Below are 14475 nucleotides of genomic sequence, written 5' to 3'. Positions count from 1 at the left end.
TAAATTGTATGAAAATAGAATATAGTATTAAAAAACTATATCACATTTTGTAACAACTGACACAAGGAAATATTCACGATACTATTATTTGTGTTAAAATGATAGAAGATTAAGACTTTTGTACGATAGATTGAGGAAGGAGTGAATGTGATGCGAAGTATTCCGATTGTCCAAAGCCAGTATGCACCACCGCCGATTCGGGATCGGTTTATACGGCGTGGGAATTTAAATCGCAAACTTTCGGCTATTTCGAATCACACGTTAACACTACTTTATGCTGGAGCAGGATATGGAAAGAGTACAGCACTTGCTTTATATATGCATGATACAAATGTGAAGGCGTGTTGGTACTCCATTTCAGCTACAGATGATGATATTTTGCCTTTCTTTACAAAGATAGTGGAATCTGTCAAATTGCTTTATCCAACCTTTGGAAAAAATATTAATCAAAAGTTTAACGAGATGGGGCATTATGTAGATACCGAGCAAATATATTCATTGGCATCGACTTTTATTAATGAGCTAATGGATTTAAAAGAAAATATAACCATCATTCTGGATGACTATCATCATGTGAATGCTTCTTATGAAATAGAAAAGTGGACATTATTTCTACTGGAACATGCACCATCGAATGTGCATATTGTTATTTCAAGCCGGAATAAGCCAAAATGGGCTATTCTTCCAAAGTTGAAGGTGAGGGGAGATTTACTAGAAATCACCCAAGACGATTTGATACTTTCGGCAAATGAGATGTACTTTGTTTTAGAGGATCTACTAAATATTGAATTAACAGATGAAAAGGTAGAAAAAATCTATGAATTAACAGAAGGCTGGGCTATTGCGTTTAATATGTTAACCCAGCAATTGGTGGACGAAACTTCCATTGAATCCATTTTTCTAAATCGCCAAACATCCTTAGAAGACCTCTTTGAATATCTGGCATCTGAAGTGCTGAGTAAACAATCATTAATAATTCAACAGTTTCTACTACAGTCTAGTATTATGGATGTTTTGGTACCACGGGCTTGTGACCATGTTTTGCAAATCAAAGGTTCAGAGGATATTTTAAATGGCCTACTGGAGCAGAATCTATTTATTGTCGAAGGGGAAGAAAACTACTTTCGATACCATGCGTTGTTCAAAGCCTTTTTGGAAAATCGATTACAAAAAAACTATCAATCTGAATACACGAATTTACATGTAAGAGCTGCACAATATTTTGAGCGTCAAGGTGAAGTGGAAGGCGCTCTATATCACTATCGTAAAATAGAGAAATTCCCACAAATGGCAGCACTATTACATGACTATGGACTGATCATGCTACGTTCAGGAAGACTGCAAAATTTATATGACCTATTAACATGTATTCCTGATGAATATAAAGAAGTATATCCGGTACTTTACTTTTACCAAGGGGAGATTGAACGATATCGTTCCCAATATGATAAAGCGGAAAGGAACTTTGACCGGATCATTAGTATTATTCCTGGCTATGATCAGGAGCATTATAATTTAATTGGTCTAGCATTTGAGGGGAAGGCAAGAATATATTTAGATACGATACAACCAGATCAAGCGGAGCGCTTTGTAAAACAAGCGATCAATATGAGGGAAAAAGCTAACGCGCCAAAAGAAGAGATGGCACAGTTATATCAATTGCTCGCTGAAAATCTACTAAATCTAGGACAGGCTAACAAGGCAGAAACGTGGTTTGACAGGGCAAAGTCATTGAATATACCCATTGATGATGGGAATTTAGAAGGAAGAATTCTATTACGGACAGGAAGACTTGCAAAGGCAAAAGAAGTCTTAAGCAAACGGAAGGAACAATCTGCCACCTCATTGTCCAAGCATTTACCACAATCTCATCGAGAGACTGATTTAATCTTATCTTTGATTGAGGCTTTTATGGGAAATGCTGAAGAAAGTAAAAAACTTGCTTCCGACGCCATTCAATTAGGACTCACAACACAGTCTCCATTTGTAGAGGCATGTGGTTGGATGCGAATGGGACATGCTGTACAGTTATCGGATCGTTATGACTCAAAGCTAGCGAAAGAGTGCTATGAAACTTCACTTGAAATGATGGAAAAAATAAATATTTCCAGAGGAAAAGCAGAGCCATATATGGGACTCTCCATTTTATTTGGTAGAAACCTAGAGTATGAGCATGCTATTGAAGCAGCGAGAAGAGGGCTTGCCGAGACGGAGAAGGTAAAAGATAAGTGGCTAAGTGCTTTAATCAAAGTAAGTCTATTATTAATCGAAATCTATCATCAAAACTATGAAAAAGCAAAAGTTATTCTTTCTGAAGTTCATGATGATTTCATTAGTTGTGGTGATGGTTATGGGATTATGGTAACCGCTTTCTGGATCGCGTATGTTGCGCATAAGGAAGAAAATGATCAAGCATTTAAAGAAGCGATAGAACGTTTCCTACAGGAGATCCATACAGAAGGGTATGACTTTTTCCTGAAGAAACAAACCGTATTCGGTCCGACTGATTTACAGAATATTGCTCCGCTATTGTTAAAAGCGAAAAAGCTTGGAGTAGAAACACAGTTAGTCTCTAAATACATGACAGAATTACAACTTAACGAGGATATAAACAATCATCCGGGCTATACATTAACCATTGAAGCATTAGGTTATTTACGGGTAACCATTGGATCCAAACAGTTGGAGGACCGTGACTGGCAACGAGGGAAGGCAAAGGAACTCTTTGAATTATTTGTCACCCACCGAAAGAAACTATTATCCAAAGAAGAGATTTTTACAAAGCTATGGCCAGACCAAGACCAAGATAATGCAAATAAGAATTTTAAAGTATCATTTAATGCACTACTAAAGGCACTCGAACCGAAAAGAAAAGCTCGAGAAGACTCTTATTTTATTATTCGTAAAGGAAGTTATTATGGCTTAAATCCTGAATCAATTTATGAGCTCGATGTACATGACTTTGAGAATTGGATCACTAGAGGGATTGAGGAGAAAGATGATAGTCGCTCCAAAGAATTATTAAAAAAGGGTATCAAGCTATATCGGGGCAGTTATTTGGAAGATCTTCGCTTTGCATCATGGTGTCAATCAGAAAGAGAACGAATCCAAACACTCTACTTACGAGGGGCAGAGAAATTAGCCCAAATAAATGTAAGATTACAAGATTTCAACGCTTGTATCGAGCTATGTGAAAATATAATTAGTATTGATCGCACATGGGAAGAAGCATATCGACTACTCATGTATAGTTATTATCAACAAAACAATCGCCCTCAGGCTATTAAATGGTACGAAAAATGCTGTGATGTCTTAGACGATGAATTAGGTGTCGAGCCAATGGCGCCGACAAAAGAGATGTACCACATGATTATTGGCTCGGAAGAATTGAATCGTTATTAAAACCTTCTATGATGATATAGAGGGTTTTTTCTTTGTGTTTATAGTCTGTATTTTCAAGCTGTGACTTACGATTCATTATCAAAATAACATTATTTTAAAATACACTTGATACTTTTCAGAATACTCATTATAATATAAAAGTGAGAGGTGAGTCAGTTGTCAGAAAATAAAATTGCAGAATTAACAACAAAAGGAAAAAGAACAAGACAAAAGATATTAGATACCGCGGAACAAATCTTTGGTGAAAAAGGATATTTTGAAACTTCCGTAGCTGAAATTACGTTAACAGCAGGAGTAGCCCAAGGAACATTTTATAATTATTTTCCAACCAAAAAAGCTGTTTTTGAGGAGTTAATCAAACAGCTAAGCTCGAACTTTCGTTATGAAATTAAAGTTGCTATGGAAAAGGAACAATCCTTTGAAGCAAAACAACGCGCAGGATACCAAGCATTTTTTGAGTGGTTAATTAGCCATCGAAATCTTTATAGTATTATCCAACAATCCGTTCTAGTAGATCAAGCTCTTTATCGATGGTACTACGACAAAATTGCAACAGGCTTCATCAAGTCTATTGAATTAGCAATAGATAATAAGGAGTGTAAGCCTCTAAATTCAGAAACAGTTGCTTATTGCTTAATGGGGATTGGTCAGTTTATCGGAATGAGATGGATTTATTGGGATGATAAATCTGTTCCAGATACTGTTTTTGATGAAGCAATGGAATTAATCTTTAAAGGATTAAATCATACATTGGAGGGTTAAAACATGGAGCCTATATCTCATTGGATTCATAAAAGGGCATTTATTACACCTGATAGAATAGCGTTGATAAATGAAGAGCGTGAATACACGTACAGAGAACTATCAAGGGAAGTTTTGAAAATGGCTACTCATCTTCAAAAAAACTTCCGAATGGAAAAAGGAGAAAGGGTTGTTATCCTATCGCAAAATCGTTCCGAGTATATGATTTCATATTTTGCAATTGCCCAACTAGGATTAGTAGCCGTACCGTTAAATGTTCGGTTGTCTATTACGGAACTAACATTTCAAATACAGGATAGTGGAGCCCGAACTATTTTATATGAGAATGCAACTGCTGAACAACACAAACAGCTAAGTAGTCACGTTAATTTTGAAAACGCTTACTGTTTCGGGGAGAGGTTCGAAAAGTCCACTAAAGAATTAATAGAACCTTGTATTGATATTGAAAATGACCCATTTATTATTTGCTACACATCTGGGACAACTGGTCGCCCAAAAGGTGCGGTACTAACACAAGCAAATGTATTTTGGAATGCGCTAAATAATCAATATGCAATTGATATTACGTCGTATGATCGCACCCTCGTCTTATTACCTTTATTTCATATCGGGGGTACTGGACTATTTGCTTTCCCTACTTTGCTTGCTGGTGGAACTATTATTGTTCCAAATAGATTTGATCCTGGAAATACCATTCAATTAATTGAGGAAAAATCTGTCACAATTGTTATGGGAGTCCCAACTATTCATGATGCAATTCGTAAGCATGTCTTATTTGAAGAGGCAGAGTTTAAATCTGTGCGATGGTTCTACAGTGGTGGAGCACCTTGTCCAAAGGAATTAATTGAAGCATTTTTAGATAGGGGGCTGCCATTTGGACAAGGAATGGGTATGACAGAAACATCCCCAACCATCTTTATGTTATCGAAAGAAGATTATAGAAGGAAGGTTGGTTCTATTGGAAAACCAGTCATGTTCTGTGACATAGCTTTAGTTGATGATGATGGCAATCAGGTTCCTACAGGAGAAATTGGAGAATTGTTGATTAGAGGTCCACATGTCATGAAGGAATATTGGGGATTACCAGATAAAACAAGTGAAGCATTACGTAATGGTTGGTTTCATTCAGGAGATCTCATGAGACAGGATGAAGAAGGTTTTATTTATGTTGCAGGTCGAAAGAAAGACATGATTATCTCTGGTGGTGAAAATATTTATCCGCTGGAAATTGAGCAGGTATTGAAGGAACTTCCTGAAATAAATGAAGCAGCTGTAATTGGAGTCACACATGAGAAATGGGGAGAGATACCAATAGCTTTTATTTCTCTTAACAATGGAAGAGAGCTGTCCGTAGAGAAGATTCAAAACTATTGTATGGAAAAGTTAGCAAAGTATAAGGTGCCTAAACAATTCATCACTTTAGATGATTTGCCAAAGAATGCTACTGGCAAGATAGATAAAAAGGCATTAGAAAAACAACCAAACTAGAGAGGTGAAAGCCTGATGAATTTTACTATAGGACAGAAAGCACAATTTTCTCGGACCGTAACGGAAACGGATTTTATTCTATTTGCAGGATTAAGTGGTGATTACAATCCAATTCATATGGATAAGGAATACGCTACAAATACATACTTTCAGGAACGAATTAGCCATGGACTATTAACGGCAAGCTTTTTTTCTAGATTACTAGGAATGCATCTTCCTGGACCAGGGTCCGTCTATGTCTCTCAAACCTTACTTTTTACAAAGCCGGTATACATCGGAGATACGATTACAACTTGTGGTGAGGTTCTAGCATTAGACAAGGGTAAACGATTAATAACCGTTAGGACAACATGTTTTAATCAAAACGGGGAGATAGTCCTGGATGGTGAAGGTGTTATGAAACTACCAAAGAAGGAGTTTAGAGGATGATTGGAATTGAAAGGGTAAGTATCTACGAACCGGAGATAATAGAAACTGCAGAAAGACTTGCAGTAAAAACAGAAATACCCGAGCACGTTATTCGGGATAAATTTGGACTCTTTGAGAAAAGAATTGCACCTGATACCATGCATGCATCGGATTTAGCAATTGCTGCTGGAAAAAAGATATTACAGGATGTTGATCCGAAATCCATTGATGTTGTGATTTATTTTGGTAGCCCGTTTAAGGATTACCAAGTATGGACAGCTTCTTCCAAAATACAATATGAACTAGGTACAGTGAATGCATATTCCTTTGAAATGATGAATGTTAGCTCTTGTTTTCCTTTGGCTGTAAAAGTGAGTAAGGACATGCTAGTTTCCGATAATAGCATTCATAATATTTTACTAGTTGGTGGCTCAAAAGAATCGCAAATTGTAAATTACGACAACCCGCGCTCAAGATTTATGTTTAACTTTGCTGATGGAGGAGCAGCTGCTCTAGTAACAAGAAATGCAACAAAAAGTGAAATACTAGCCTCAAAGATTATCACAGATGGATCTTTTAGTAAGGACGTGTTAATTCCAGGAGGGGGGTCAGTACATCCAGTAAGCTCTGAAGTTGTTGAAAAAGAAATGCATTATATTGATGTTCCTAATCCCAAAGGAATGAAGGAACGTCTCGATCCAGTGTCCGTCCGCAACTTTGTTACCGTCATCGAACAATCACTAGAAAAAAGTGGAGCCTCTCTTTCAGATTTAAAAGTACTTCTACCACTACATACGAAAAAATCCATGTTTACAGAAATTACCCAGAAAGTGGGCTTAAAGGAAGAACAAGCAATCTATTTAACTCATCATGGCCATATGTCAGCACTAGATCCTTGTTATGGTTTATATTTTGCAGAGCAAAGAGGATTACTTCAAAAGGGCGATATTGCTGTAGTTGTATCAGCCGGAACAGGCTATACCTGGGCTGCCACTGCGATACGTTGGCAGTAGAGGAGTTTGTAACTATCTTGTAACTAGTTGTCGTTATGATTTGACTAAGTTCTGATTTTAAAAAATAAGGGGGAACCTAAAGATGAAATTGAAACGAATAATGGGCATTTTATTTACTCTCCTAGTTGTAGGGATTTTAGCAGCCTGTGGAGATAGTACTTCTGGTGATTCTGACGATACCATTACTATTGGAGTACTTGCTTCCCAGACTGGTGCACTGGAATCATACGGTAAACAGACAGTACGTGGATTTGAATTAGGTCTTGAGTATGCAACAGATGGAACAATGGAGGTTGCTGGTAAGAAAATTAAATACATTATTGAAGATACTGAAACAGACCCAGAAGTAGCCCGTCAAAAAGCTCTTAAACTATTAGAAGACGATGGAGCAGATTTCTTAGTTGGGTCTTCAAGCTCTGGTGATACATTGGCTGTAACGCCACTGGCGGAAGAATATGAAACGATTATGGTTGTCGAGCCGGCAGCAGCAGATAGTATAACTGGATCAGAATATAATGATTATGTTTTCAGGACTGCGAGAAATTCCTCACAAGATGCAGCCGCAGCCGCAGCTGCTGTTGCCGGTGAAGGTGTAACAATTGCAACACTTGCTCCAGACTATTCATTTGGGCATGATGGTGCAAAAGCATTTATTGCTGCAGCTGAAGAGCTAGGAGCTGAACTTGTTCATGAGGAATATGCAGCTCCGGATGCTACAGATTTCACTGCAAATATCCAAAAAATTATCGAGGCAAAACCTGATTACTTATATGTAGTTTGGGCAGGTGCAAATACACCATGGACGCAAATTGTTGATATGAAAGTAGAAGAGCAAGGGATTAAGGTTACAACGGGGGTAGCTGATATTGCAACACTACCAACTATGAAACCATTAATCGGTATGGAAGGTTTTACACTTTATTATCACACCTTACCTGATAACGAGGTAAATGATTGGTTAGTAGAAGAACATAAAAATAAATTTGATGAAGTTCCTGATTTGTTCACCGCAGGCGGAATGAGTGCAGCATTAGCAATCGTTGAAGCGATTAAAAAGACAGACGGAGATACTGATGCAGCTAAATTAATCGAAACAATGGAAGGTATGAGTTTTGAAACGCCAAAAGGAACCATGACGTTCCGTGAAGAGGATCATCAAGCATTACAAGAAATGTATTCGGTTACATTGGAAGAAAGCGATGAATTTGACTACCCTGTTCCCGTTTTAAAACGTGTACTAACACCAGAAGAAACAGCACCGCCGATCATGAACTAGGAATTATAATTGGGACACCCTTGCCACCTGGCGAGGGTTCTTCCCTTCCTAATACATAGAATAAAACATAAAGGAGGAGCAACATGAATTACGTACTAGAAACAAAAGACCTTACAATAAAATTTGGTGGTCACACAGCAGTAGATCATGTCACCGTACAAATACCTGATAAAAAATTCACATCAATCATTGGCCCCAATGGCGCTGGTAAAACCACTTTTTTCAATCTACTAAGCGGCCAACTTTCTCCTACAGAGGGCTCCATCTATTTTAAAGGGAACGAAATCACCAAGAAATCTGCAACAGATAGAACAAGACTTGGTATCGGTAGATCCTTTCAAATAACCAATGTGTTTCCAAACTTAACTGTTTTAGAGAATGTACGATTAGCTGTTCAATCCCAAGCAAATGTGCGGTATCAAATGATTAAACACTTCTTGCATTACAAGAAATTTGAAGAAAAAGCATTCACCATTTTAGAAAGAGTGCTTTTAGATGATAAAGCGAACCATATTGCTGCTAACTTAGCACATGGTGAGAAAAGAAAGTTAGAGATTGCTATGTTGTTAGCGCTGGAAACAGAAATATTATTATTAGACGAACCGACAGCAGGGATGTCCTTGGAGGAAGTACCGGCGATCATAGATGTTATTAAGCAGATAAAAGCAGAAGAAGATAGAACGATCGTGTTAATTGAACACAAGATGGATATGATTATGGACTTATCGGATGAAGTCCTTGTACTATTCCACGGAGAATTAATTGCCAAAGGAACGCCAGATGAAATAGTCGAAAATGAAACCGTCCAATCAGCATATCTAGGAGGAATGTACGATGAGCAGCTTGCTTAAACTTTCCCAGGTGGAAGCCTATATTCAGCAATTTCATATCTTACATGATATCAACTTTGAGGTGCCAAAAGGTGAAGTTACCGTCCTTCTAGGAAGAAATGGCGCAGGAAAAACAACCACTTTACGAACGATCATGGGGTTAAATCCGGTATCTAAAGGCTCTATTGTCTTTAAAGATGAGGAGATTTCTAATCAGAAACCCCATTTAATTGCCAATAAAGGTATTGGCTATGTACCAGAGGACCAAGGGATATTTGGGGACCTAACGGTTGGAGAAAATTTGCGTGTAGCTATGAAGCGTGAAGATCAGGAGACAACCGAACGTTTAGAATGGATTTTAGACTTGTTTCCCGATCTGAAAAAGTTCTGGAAAAAGCCTGGTGGTCAACTAAGTGGTGGACAAAAGCAAATGCTAGCCATTTCCCGTGCTTATGTGAATGAAAATGATTTGCTTCTTATTGACGAACCCAGCAAAGGTCTTGCACCAATAGTTGTAGAAAAGGTTATGGAAACGATTCTTCAAATGAAGGAAAAAACTACGATTCTATTAGTAGAACAGAATTTCCTAATGGCAAGTAAAATTGGTGACAGATTTTACATTATCGATGATGGTCAGACTGTCCACAACGGATTAATGGGAGAACTAAAACAAGATAAGGCATTAATGAAAAAATATCTTGGTGTATCTTAAGGGGGAGAAAACATGGATTTAATTGCTAGTTTAACTGTTAACGGACTTGCAACAGGTATGCTGATTTTCCTCCTTGCAGCTGGATTAACCTTAATATTTGGTTTAATGAGCGTGTTAAATTTTGCACACGGGGGATTATTTATCTGGGGTGCATATGCTGGTGTTTGGATTTACTATATAACAAATAGTTTCCTGCTAGCTATCATAGTAGCCATTATTACTGGTTTGGTACTGGGATTAATTACGGAAAGATTGATTATTAGACCGGTATACGGAAATCATATCCAACAAATTTTAATTACGTTAGGATTTATGCTTGTTCTTCAAGAATTGATTAAGGTTGTCTTCGGACCGGATCAGAAGGCGGTACATCCACCAGCATGGTTGGAAGGAAGCTTTCAAATGGGCGATGTTATTTTGATTAAATACCGTTTATTTATTATTGCTATTGGGTTGCTGCTGTTTTTAACCATTTATCTAATCCTGAAGAAAACAAGAATAGGTTTAATTGTTCGAGCGGGAGTAATGGACAGAGAAATGGTGCAAACACTAGGAATCAATATCCGCTTTGTATTTATGGCGGTATTTATGGTAGGAGCTGCACTTGCTGCGCTTAGCGGGGTCTTACATGCACCATATTCAGGGGTTATTTATGCTGAAATGGGACTGGAATTCTCTATACTTGCCTTTATCGTTGTTGTCATTGGTGGAATGGGAAGTTTTACAGGTTCCTTGTTTGCAGCAATACTTGTTGGTTTAGCACAAGCATTTATGGCGTATTACGTTCCAGCACTTTCACTAGCTGTAAATATGCTCATTATGACGGTTGTGTTGATATTTAGACCTCAAGGATTATTTAAGGTGAAGGGGTGATTGGCATGATATTAAAAAGTATGTCGAAAAGTAATCTTATCTATCTTGGTGTCGCAGTAATATTGCTAATTCTGCCGTTTATCTTAACTGGACGTAGTGTTCAGTTTATGATCACCCAAATCTTTATTTTTGCTATTTTTGCGATGAGTTATGATCTTTTATTAGGTTATACAGGAATAATTTCATTTGGTCACGCAATGTTCTTTGGTATAGGTGCCTACACGACGGCTATTTTTATGGATCGTTATGATGCAAGTTTCGGTGCATTGCTAGTTGCAATTTTAGTTGCCGTTCTTTTTGCTGCTATAGTGAGTTTTATTGTCGGTGTATTGACGCTCAGGTTAAAAAGTCACTTTTACGCGATGCTCACACTTGCTTTTGCTGGCTTATTTTTAGTGGCAGCAGAAAAGTGGCGTTCCTTAACACAAGGGAATGATGGATTTACGTTTAAAGTTCCAGAGTTTTTAAGGGATTCGACCACCATATATATTGTCAGTCTTGTTTGCCTAGTATTAATCTTTTTTGGTCTAAGAAGAATGACACAGTCTCCATTTGGTAGGGTACTAGTAGCAATACGTGAGAATGAGGAACGTACCATTTCACTTGGTTTTAAGGTACTACATTATAAAGTATTAGTAAGTGTTGTTTCAGGGATTGTTGCGAGTTTCGCAGGTGTTCTATATATGTTATCCCTTCGCTTTGTAAATACTAGTGTCTTTGCTACGGATGTCACCATTGATGTGTTGTTAATGACCATTATTGGAGGAGTTGGAACCTTAGTAGGTCCAATCTTAGGGGCAGCTTTAATTGAACTTGCACACCACTGGATTTCAGGGCTAGCGAATGTTCATTGGATATTTGAACGTTGGATTATTCTGTATGGTACAGTTTACATCCTTGTGGTTATATTCTTCCCGTTGGGTCTAGTTGGTACTATTCGTTCTAAACTCTCAAATGGCTCTAAACAAAAAATACCAAGTAAAAAAGCCGGATGATGGGGGAGGGATTAGATATGGACAAAATTGGAGTAGTTAGCACAGGTATATATATTCCAGAAAACAGAATGACTTCAAAAGAAATAGCGGACCAAGCAGGAATTCCACTTGAAGTTGTCGAACAAAAGATGGGAATAAAAGAAAAACCTATTCCAGGTGAAGATGATCATACGGCAGAAATGGGCATACGGGCTGCTAAACAGGCCATTGAAAAGGCAGGCATTGACCCAAAAGAAATTGACTTAGTTATTTATATAGGAGAAGAACATAAAGAGTATCCATTATGGACTGCAGGAATCAAGCTCCAACATGAGGTGGGAGCAGTGAATGCATGGGCATTTGACACAGCGCTCCGATGTGGTACGACCATTATGGGAATAAAAGTAGCAAAAGATATGATGAAATCCGATCCTTCGATAAACACTGTACTTCTAGCAGGTGGGTATCGTAACGTTGATTTTATTAATTACCAGAATCCTCGAACTCGTTTTATGTTTAATCTTGGTGCGGGTGGTGGTGCCATTATTTTAAAGAAGGGCCACCATGAAAACGAGGTTCTAGAATCGCATTTGATTACGGATGGATCTTTTTCTGAGGATGTTTATGTGACGACTGGTGGAACAAAGAACCCCATCACGAAGGCTACATTAGAAGCAGGGCTATATCAATTAGATGTTCTTGATCCTCCTGGTATGAAGGAACGTTTAGAGCAGAAATCAATGGATAACTTCATCACATGTATAGAAAAAGCATTAGAAAAAAGTGGGTACAAAAAAGAAGATATTGGGTATGTTGCAATGCTGCATATGAAAAAGTCTGCTCATTTATATGTGTTAGATCAGCTTGGTGTAAGCCATGACAAATCTATTTATCTTGAAAACTATGGACATATTGGGCAGATGGATCAAATCATATCTTTAGAACTAGCAGAACAACAGGGGAAATTGAAAAAAGGTGATATTGTTGTTCTAGTCTCTGCAGGCATTGGTTATGCATGGGGAGCTAATATTATTAAATGGGGATAATGAGGAGGGGTTATCGTGGCTAATATCGTGTTGAAAAAGGTTGCTTTATCTAACGGGGAAGAGATTGCTTATCGGGAGCGTGAAGGTGGAGAAGATATTATTGTTCTTGTACATGGGAATATGACTTCATCTGTTCATTGGGATCTGGTAATGGAAAATCTCTCTGAGCGTTATAAGGTTTATGCAATTGATATGCGCGGCTTTGGTGAATCTAGCTATAACCAAAAGGTAACCGCTATCAAAGACTTCTCTGATGATTTGAAACTTTGGGTAGATAAGATCGGTATCAAGGATTTTACTTTAGTTGGTTGGTCAACTGGTGGTTGTGTTTCCATGCAGTTCTGTGCAGATTATCCAGGTTATTGTAAGGCTCTATTTCTTCAATCTTCCGGTTCGACTCGTGGGTATCCATATTATCGACTGGGTGTCGATGGTAAGCCTGATTTCAAAAATAGAATACAAAGTTTAGAGGATATGTATCAAGATACTAAGCGATTGGCGGTTCAAGGAGCTTACGATACAAAGAATTATGAGTTATTACGTCAAACGTGGAATATGGTCATTTATACAGATAATCAACCAGATGAAGAGCGTTACCAGAAGTACTTAGAAGATATGACAACACAGCGAAACTTAGCTGAGGTTTATCAGGCCCTGAATATATTTAATATTAGTACCGTTCATAATGGTCTAACAGAAGGTGAGGATCGTGTAAAGGATATCAATATTCCTACCATGATTACTTGGGGTGAAAATGATCTAGTTGTTACCAAGAATATGACAGAAGAGATACGAGAAGACTTTGGCGACAAGGCGGAGTATAAGGAATTAAAAGGCTGTGGTCATTCCCCGTTAATTGATGATTTAGAACAGTTACTTACTGTTATGGAGGATTTCTTTGCTAACGTTAATTTGACAAAAGAGGAGTTTAATAGATGAATAGATTACAAGATAAGGTAGCTATCATTACTGGGGCTGCGAATGGAATTGGCTTTGAAGCGGCCAGAAAGTTCGGTAATGAAGGAGCAAAAGTTATCCTTGCTGATTTTGATGAAGCAAAAGGATTAGAAAGTGAAAAAGCATTACAAGAAGAAGGGTTATCGGTAACGTTTGTGCAGGTGAATGTAGCTGATCGCGATAGTGTGAATGTGATGGTTGAAAAGGCATTAGCGGAATATGGAAAAATAGATATCTTAATTAACAATGCTGGAATTACTAGGGATGCAATGCTAGCGAAAATGACGTTAGAGCAGTTCCAACAAGTGCTAGATGTTAATTTATCTGGAGTATTTAATTGTACACAAGCGGTATTACCATACCTAATAGAACAAGGAAAAGGAAAAATTGTAAACACCTCATCCGTAACAGGAACATATGGGAATGTAGGCCAAACCAACTATGCTGCAGCTAAAGCAGGATTAATCGGAATGACAAAAACATGGGCGAAAGAATTAGGCCGCAAAGGAATTAATGTCAATGCGGTTGCACCTGGATTTACTAGAACAGCGATGGTATCTGCTATGCCAGATAAAGTGATTGAAAAAATGGAGGCCATGGTTCCTATGCAGAGACTTGGGTCACCCGAGGATATTGCGAATGCCTATTTATTCTTATCTTCTAATGAATCGGATTATGTGAATGGGCATGTGTTGCATGTCGATGGCGGAATTATGATGTAATACAGAATAAAG

Annotated in this window: 13 protein-coding genes; all 13 read left to right on the top strand. The window is 37.9% G+C overall.

Translation table 11 applies throughout. The features are described from left to right. Nucleotides 1–150 precede the first annotated feature (150 nt). Nucleotides 151–3402, top strand: coding sequence for a BTAD domain-containing putative transcriptional regulator (locus BN999_RS11890; protein WP_096271637.1), 3252 nt, complete (start codon nt 151–153; stop codon nt 3400–3402). Nucleotides 3403–3549: 147 nt separating this feature from the next. Next, complete coding sequence (locus tag BN999_RS11885; RefSeq protein WP_096271635.1) at nt 3550–4164, top strand: TetR/AcrR family transcriptional regulator; 615 nt, start codon at nt 3550–3552, stop codon at nt 4162–4164. Between the two features lie 3 nt (nt 4165–4167). Next, complete coding sequence (gene menE / locus BN999_RS11880) at nt 4168–5652, top strand: o-succinylbenzoate--CoA ligase (protein ID WP_096271633.1); 1485 nt, start codon at nt 4168–4170, stop codon at nt 5650–5652. A 12-nt stretch (nt 5653–5664) separates the two neighbouring features. Then, entirely contained in the window at nt 5665–6081 is a 417-nt protein-coding gene (locus BN999_RS11875; RefSeq protein WP_176481971.1) for a MaoC family dehydratase, read from the top strand. After that, complete coding sequence (locus BN999_RS11870) at nt 6078–7073, top strand: 3-oxoacyl-ACP synthase (RefSeq protein WP_096271631.1); 996 nt, start codon at nt 6078–6080, stop codon at nt 7071–7073. Before BN999_RS11875 ends, BN999_RS11870 begins: the two co-directional genes overlap by 4 nt. Before the next feature lie 82 nt (nt 7074–7155). Beyond that, nucleotides 7156–8349: a substrate-binding domain-containing protein gene (locus BN999_RS11865; protein WP_176481958.1), complete on the top strand. Its 1194-nt coding sequence runs from the start codon at nt 7156–7158 to the stop codon at nt 8347–8349. 83 nt (nt 8350–8432) lie between these two features. Next, on the top strand, nt 8433–9200 hold the full coding sequence (locus tag BN999_RS11860) for an ABC transporter ATP-binding protein (RefSeq protein WP_096271630.1): 768 nt from the start codon (nt 8433–8435) through the stop codon (nt 9198–9200). After that, a complete protein-coding gene (locus tag BN999_RS11855) occupies nt 9184–9891 on the top strand; it encodes an ABC transporter ATP-binding protein (RefSeq protein ID WP_096271628.1) in 708 nt (235 codons plus the stop codon). Before BN999_RS11860 ends, BN999_RS11855 begins: the two co-directional genes overlap by 17 nt. 12 nt (nt 9892–9903) lie before the next feature. Beyond that, the gene (locus BN999_RS11850) at nt 9904–10764 is read left to right on the top strand and encodes a branched-chain amino acid ABC transporter permease (protein ID WP_096271626.1); all 861 of its coding nucleotides are present in this window, start codon (nt 9904–9906) and stop codon (nt 10762–10764) included. Nucleotides 10765–10784: 20 nt separating this feature from the next. Further along, on the top strand, nt 10785–11759 hold the full coding sequence (locus tag BN999_RS11845; RefSeq protein WP_255247452.1) for a branched-chain amino acid ABC transporter permease: 975 nt from the start codon (nt 10785–10787) through the stop codon (nt 11757–11759). Nucleotides 11760–11776: 17 nt separating this feature from the next. Further along, nucleotides 11777–12784: a 3-oxoacyl-ACP synthase gene (locus BN999_RS11840; RefSeq protein WP_096271624.1), complete on the top strand. Its 1008-nt coding sequence runs from the start codon at nt 11777–11779 to the stop codon at nt 12782–12784. Nucleotides 12785–12799: 15 nt separating this feature from the next. Beyond that, nucleotides 12800–13723 carry an intracellular short-chain-length polyhydroxyalkanoate depolymerase gene (gene phaZ / locus BN999_RS11835; protein ID WP_096271622.1) on the top strand — a complete coding sequence of 308 codons (924 nt, stop codon included), beginning with the start codon at nt 12800–12802 and terminating at the stop codon, nt 13721–13723. Continuing rightward, the gene (fabG, locus tag BN999_RS11830) at nt 13720–14463 is read left to right on the top strand and encodes a 3-oxoacyl-ACP reductase FabG (RefSeq protein ID WP_096271620.1); all 744 of its coding nucleotides are present in this window, start codon (nt 13720–13722) and stop codon (nt 14461–14463) included. The genes phaZ and fabG overlap by 4 nt, the downstream gene beginning before the upstream one ends. Nucleotides 14464–14475: the final 12 nt, after the last annotated feature.

Source organism: Paucisalibacillus globulus (assembly GCF_900184735.1).
Classification (GTDB): Bacteria; Bacillota; Bacilli; order Bacillales; family Amphibacillaceae; genus Ornithinibacillus; species Ornithinibacillus globulus_B.
The sequence above is the reverse complement of the archived record's forward strand: the minus strand, read 5'-3'. Positions and strand labels throughout refer to the sequence as shown.

Excerpts from the sequence above, each read along its gene's own strand:
- BN999_RS11890 (WP_096271637.1), top strand. The coding sequence starts at position 151 with ATGCGAAGTATTCCGATTGTCCAAAGCCAGTATGCACCACCGCCGATT.
- menE (WP_096271633.1), top strand. The coding sequence starts at position 4,168 with ATGGAGCCTATATCTCATTGGATTCATAAAAGGGCATTTATTACACCT.
- BN999_RS11870 (WP_096271631.1), top strand. The coding sequence starts at position 6,078 with ATGATTGGAATTGAAAGGGTAAGTATCTACGAACCGGAGATAATAGAA.
- BN999_RS11865 (WP_176481958.1), top strand. The coding sequence starts at position 7,156 with ATGAAATTGAAACGAATAATGGGCATTTTATTTACTCTCCTAGTTGTA.
- BN999_RS11860 (WP_096271630.1), top strand. The coding sequence starts at position 8,433 with ATGAATTACGTACTAGAAACAAAAGACCTTACAATAAAATTTGGTGGT.
- BN999_RS11855 (WP_096271628.1), top strand. The coding sequence starts at position 9,184 with ATGAGCAGCTTGCTTAAACTTTCCCAGGTGGAAGCCTATATTCAGCAA.
- BN999_RS11850 (WP_096271626.1), top strand. The coding sequence starts at position 9,904 with ATGGATTTAATTGCTAGTTTAACTGTTAACGGACTTGCAACAGGTATG.
- BN999_RS11845 (WP_255247452.1), top strand. The coding sequence starts at position 10,785 with ATGTCGAAAAGTAATCTTATCTATCTTGGTGTCGCAGTAATATTGCTA.
- BN999_RS11840 (WP_096271624.1), top strand. The coding sequence starts at position 11,777 with ATGGACAAAATTGGAGTAGTTAGCACAGGTATATATATTCCAGAAAAC.
- fabG (WP_096271620.1), top strand. The coding sequence starts at position 13,720 with ATGAATAGATTACAAGATAAGGTAGCTATCATTACTGGGGCTGCGAAT.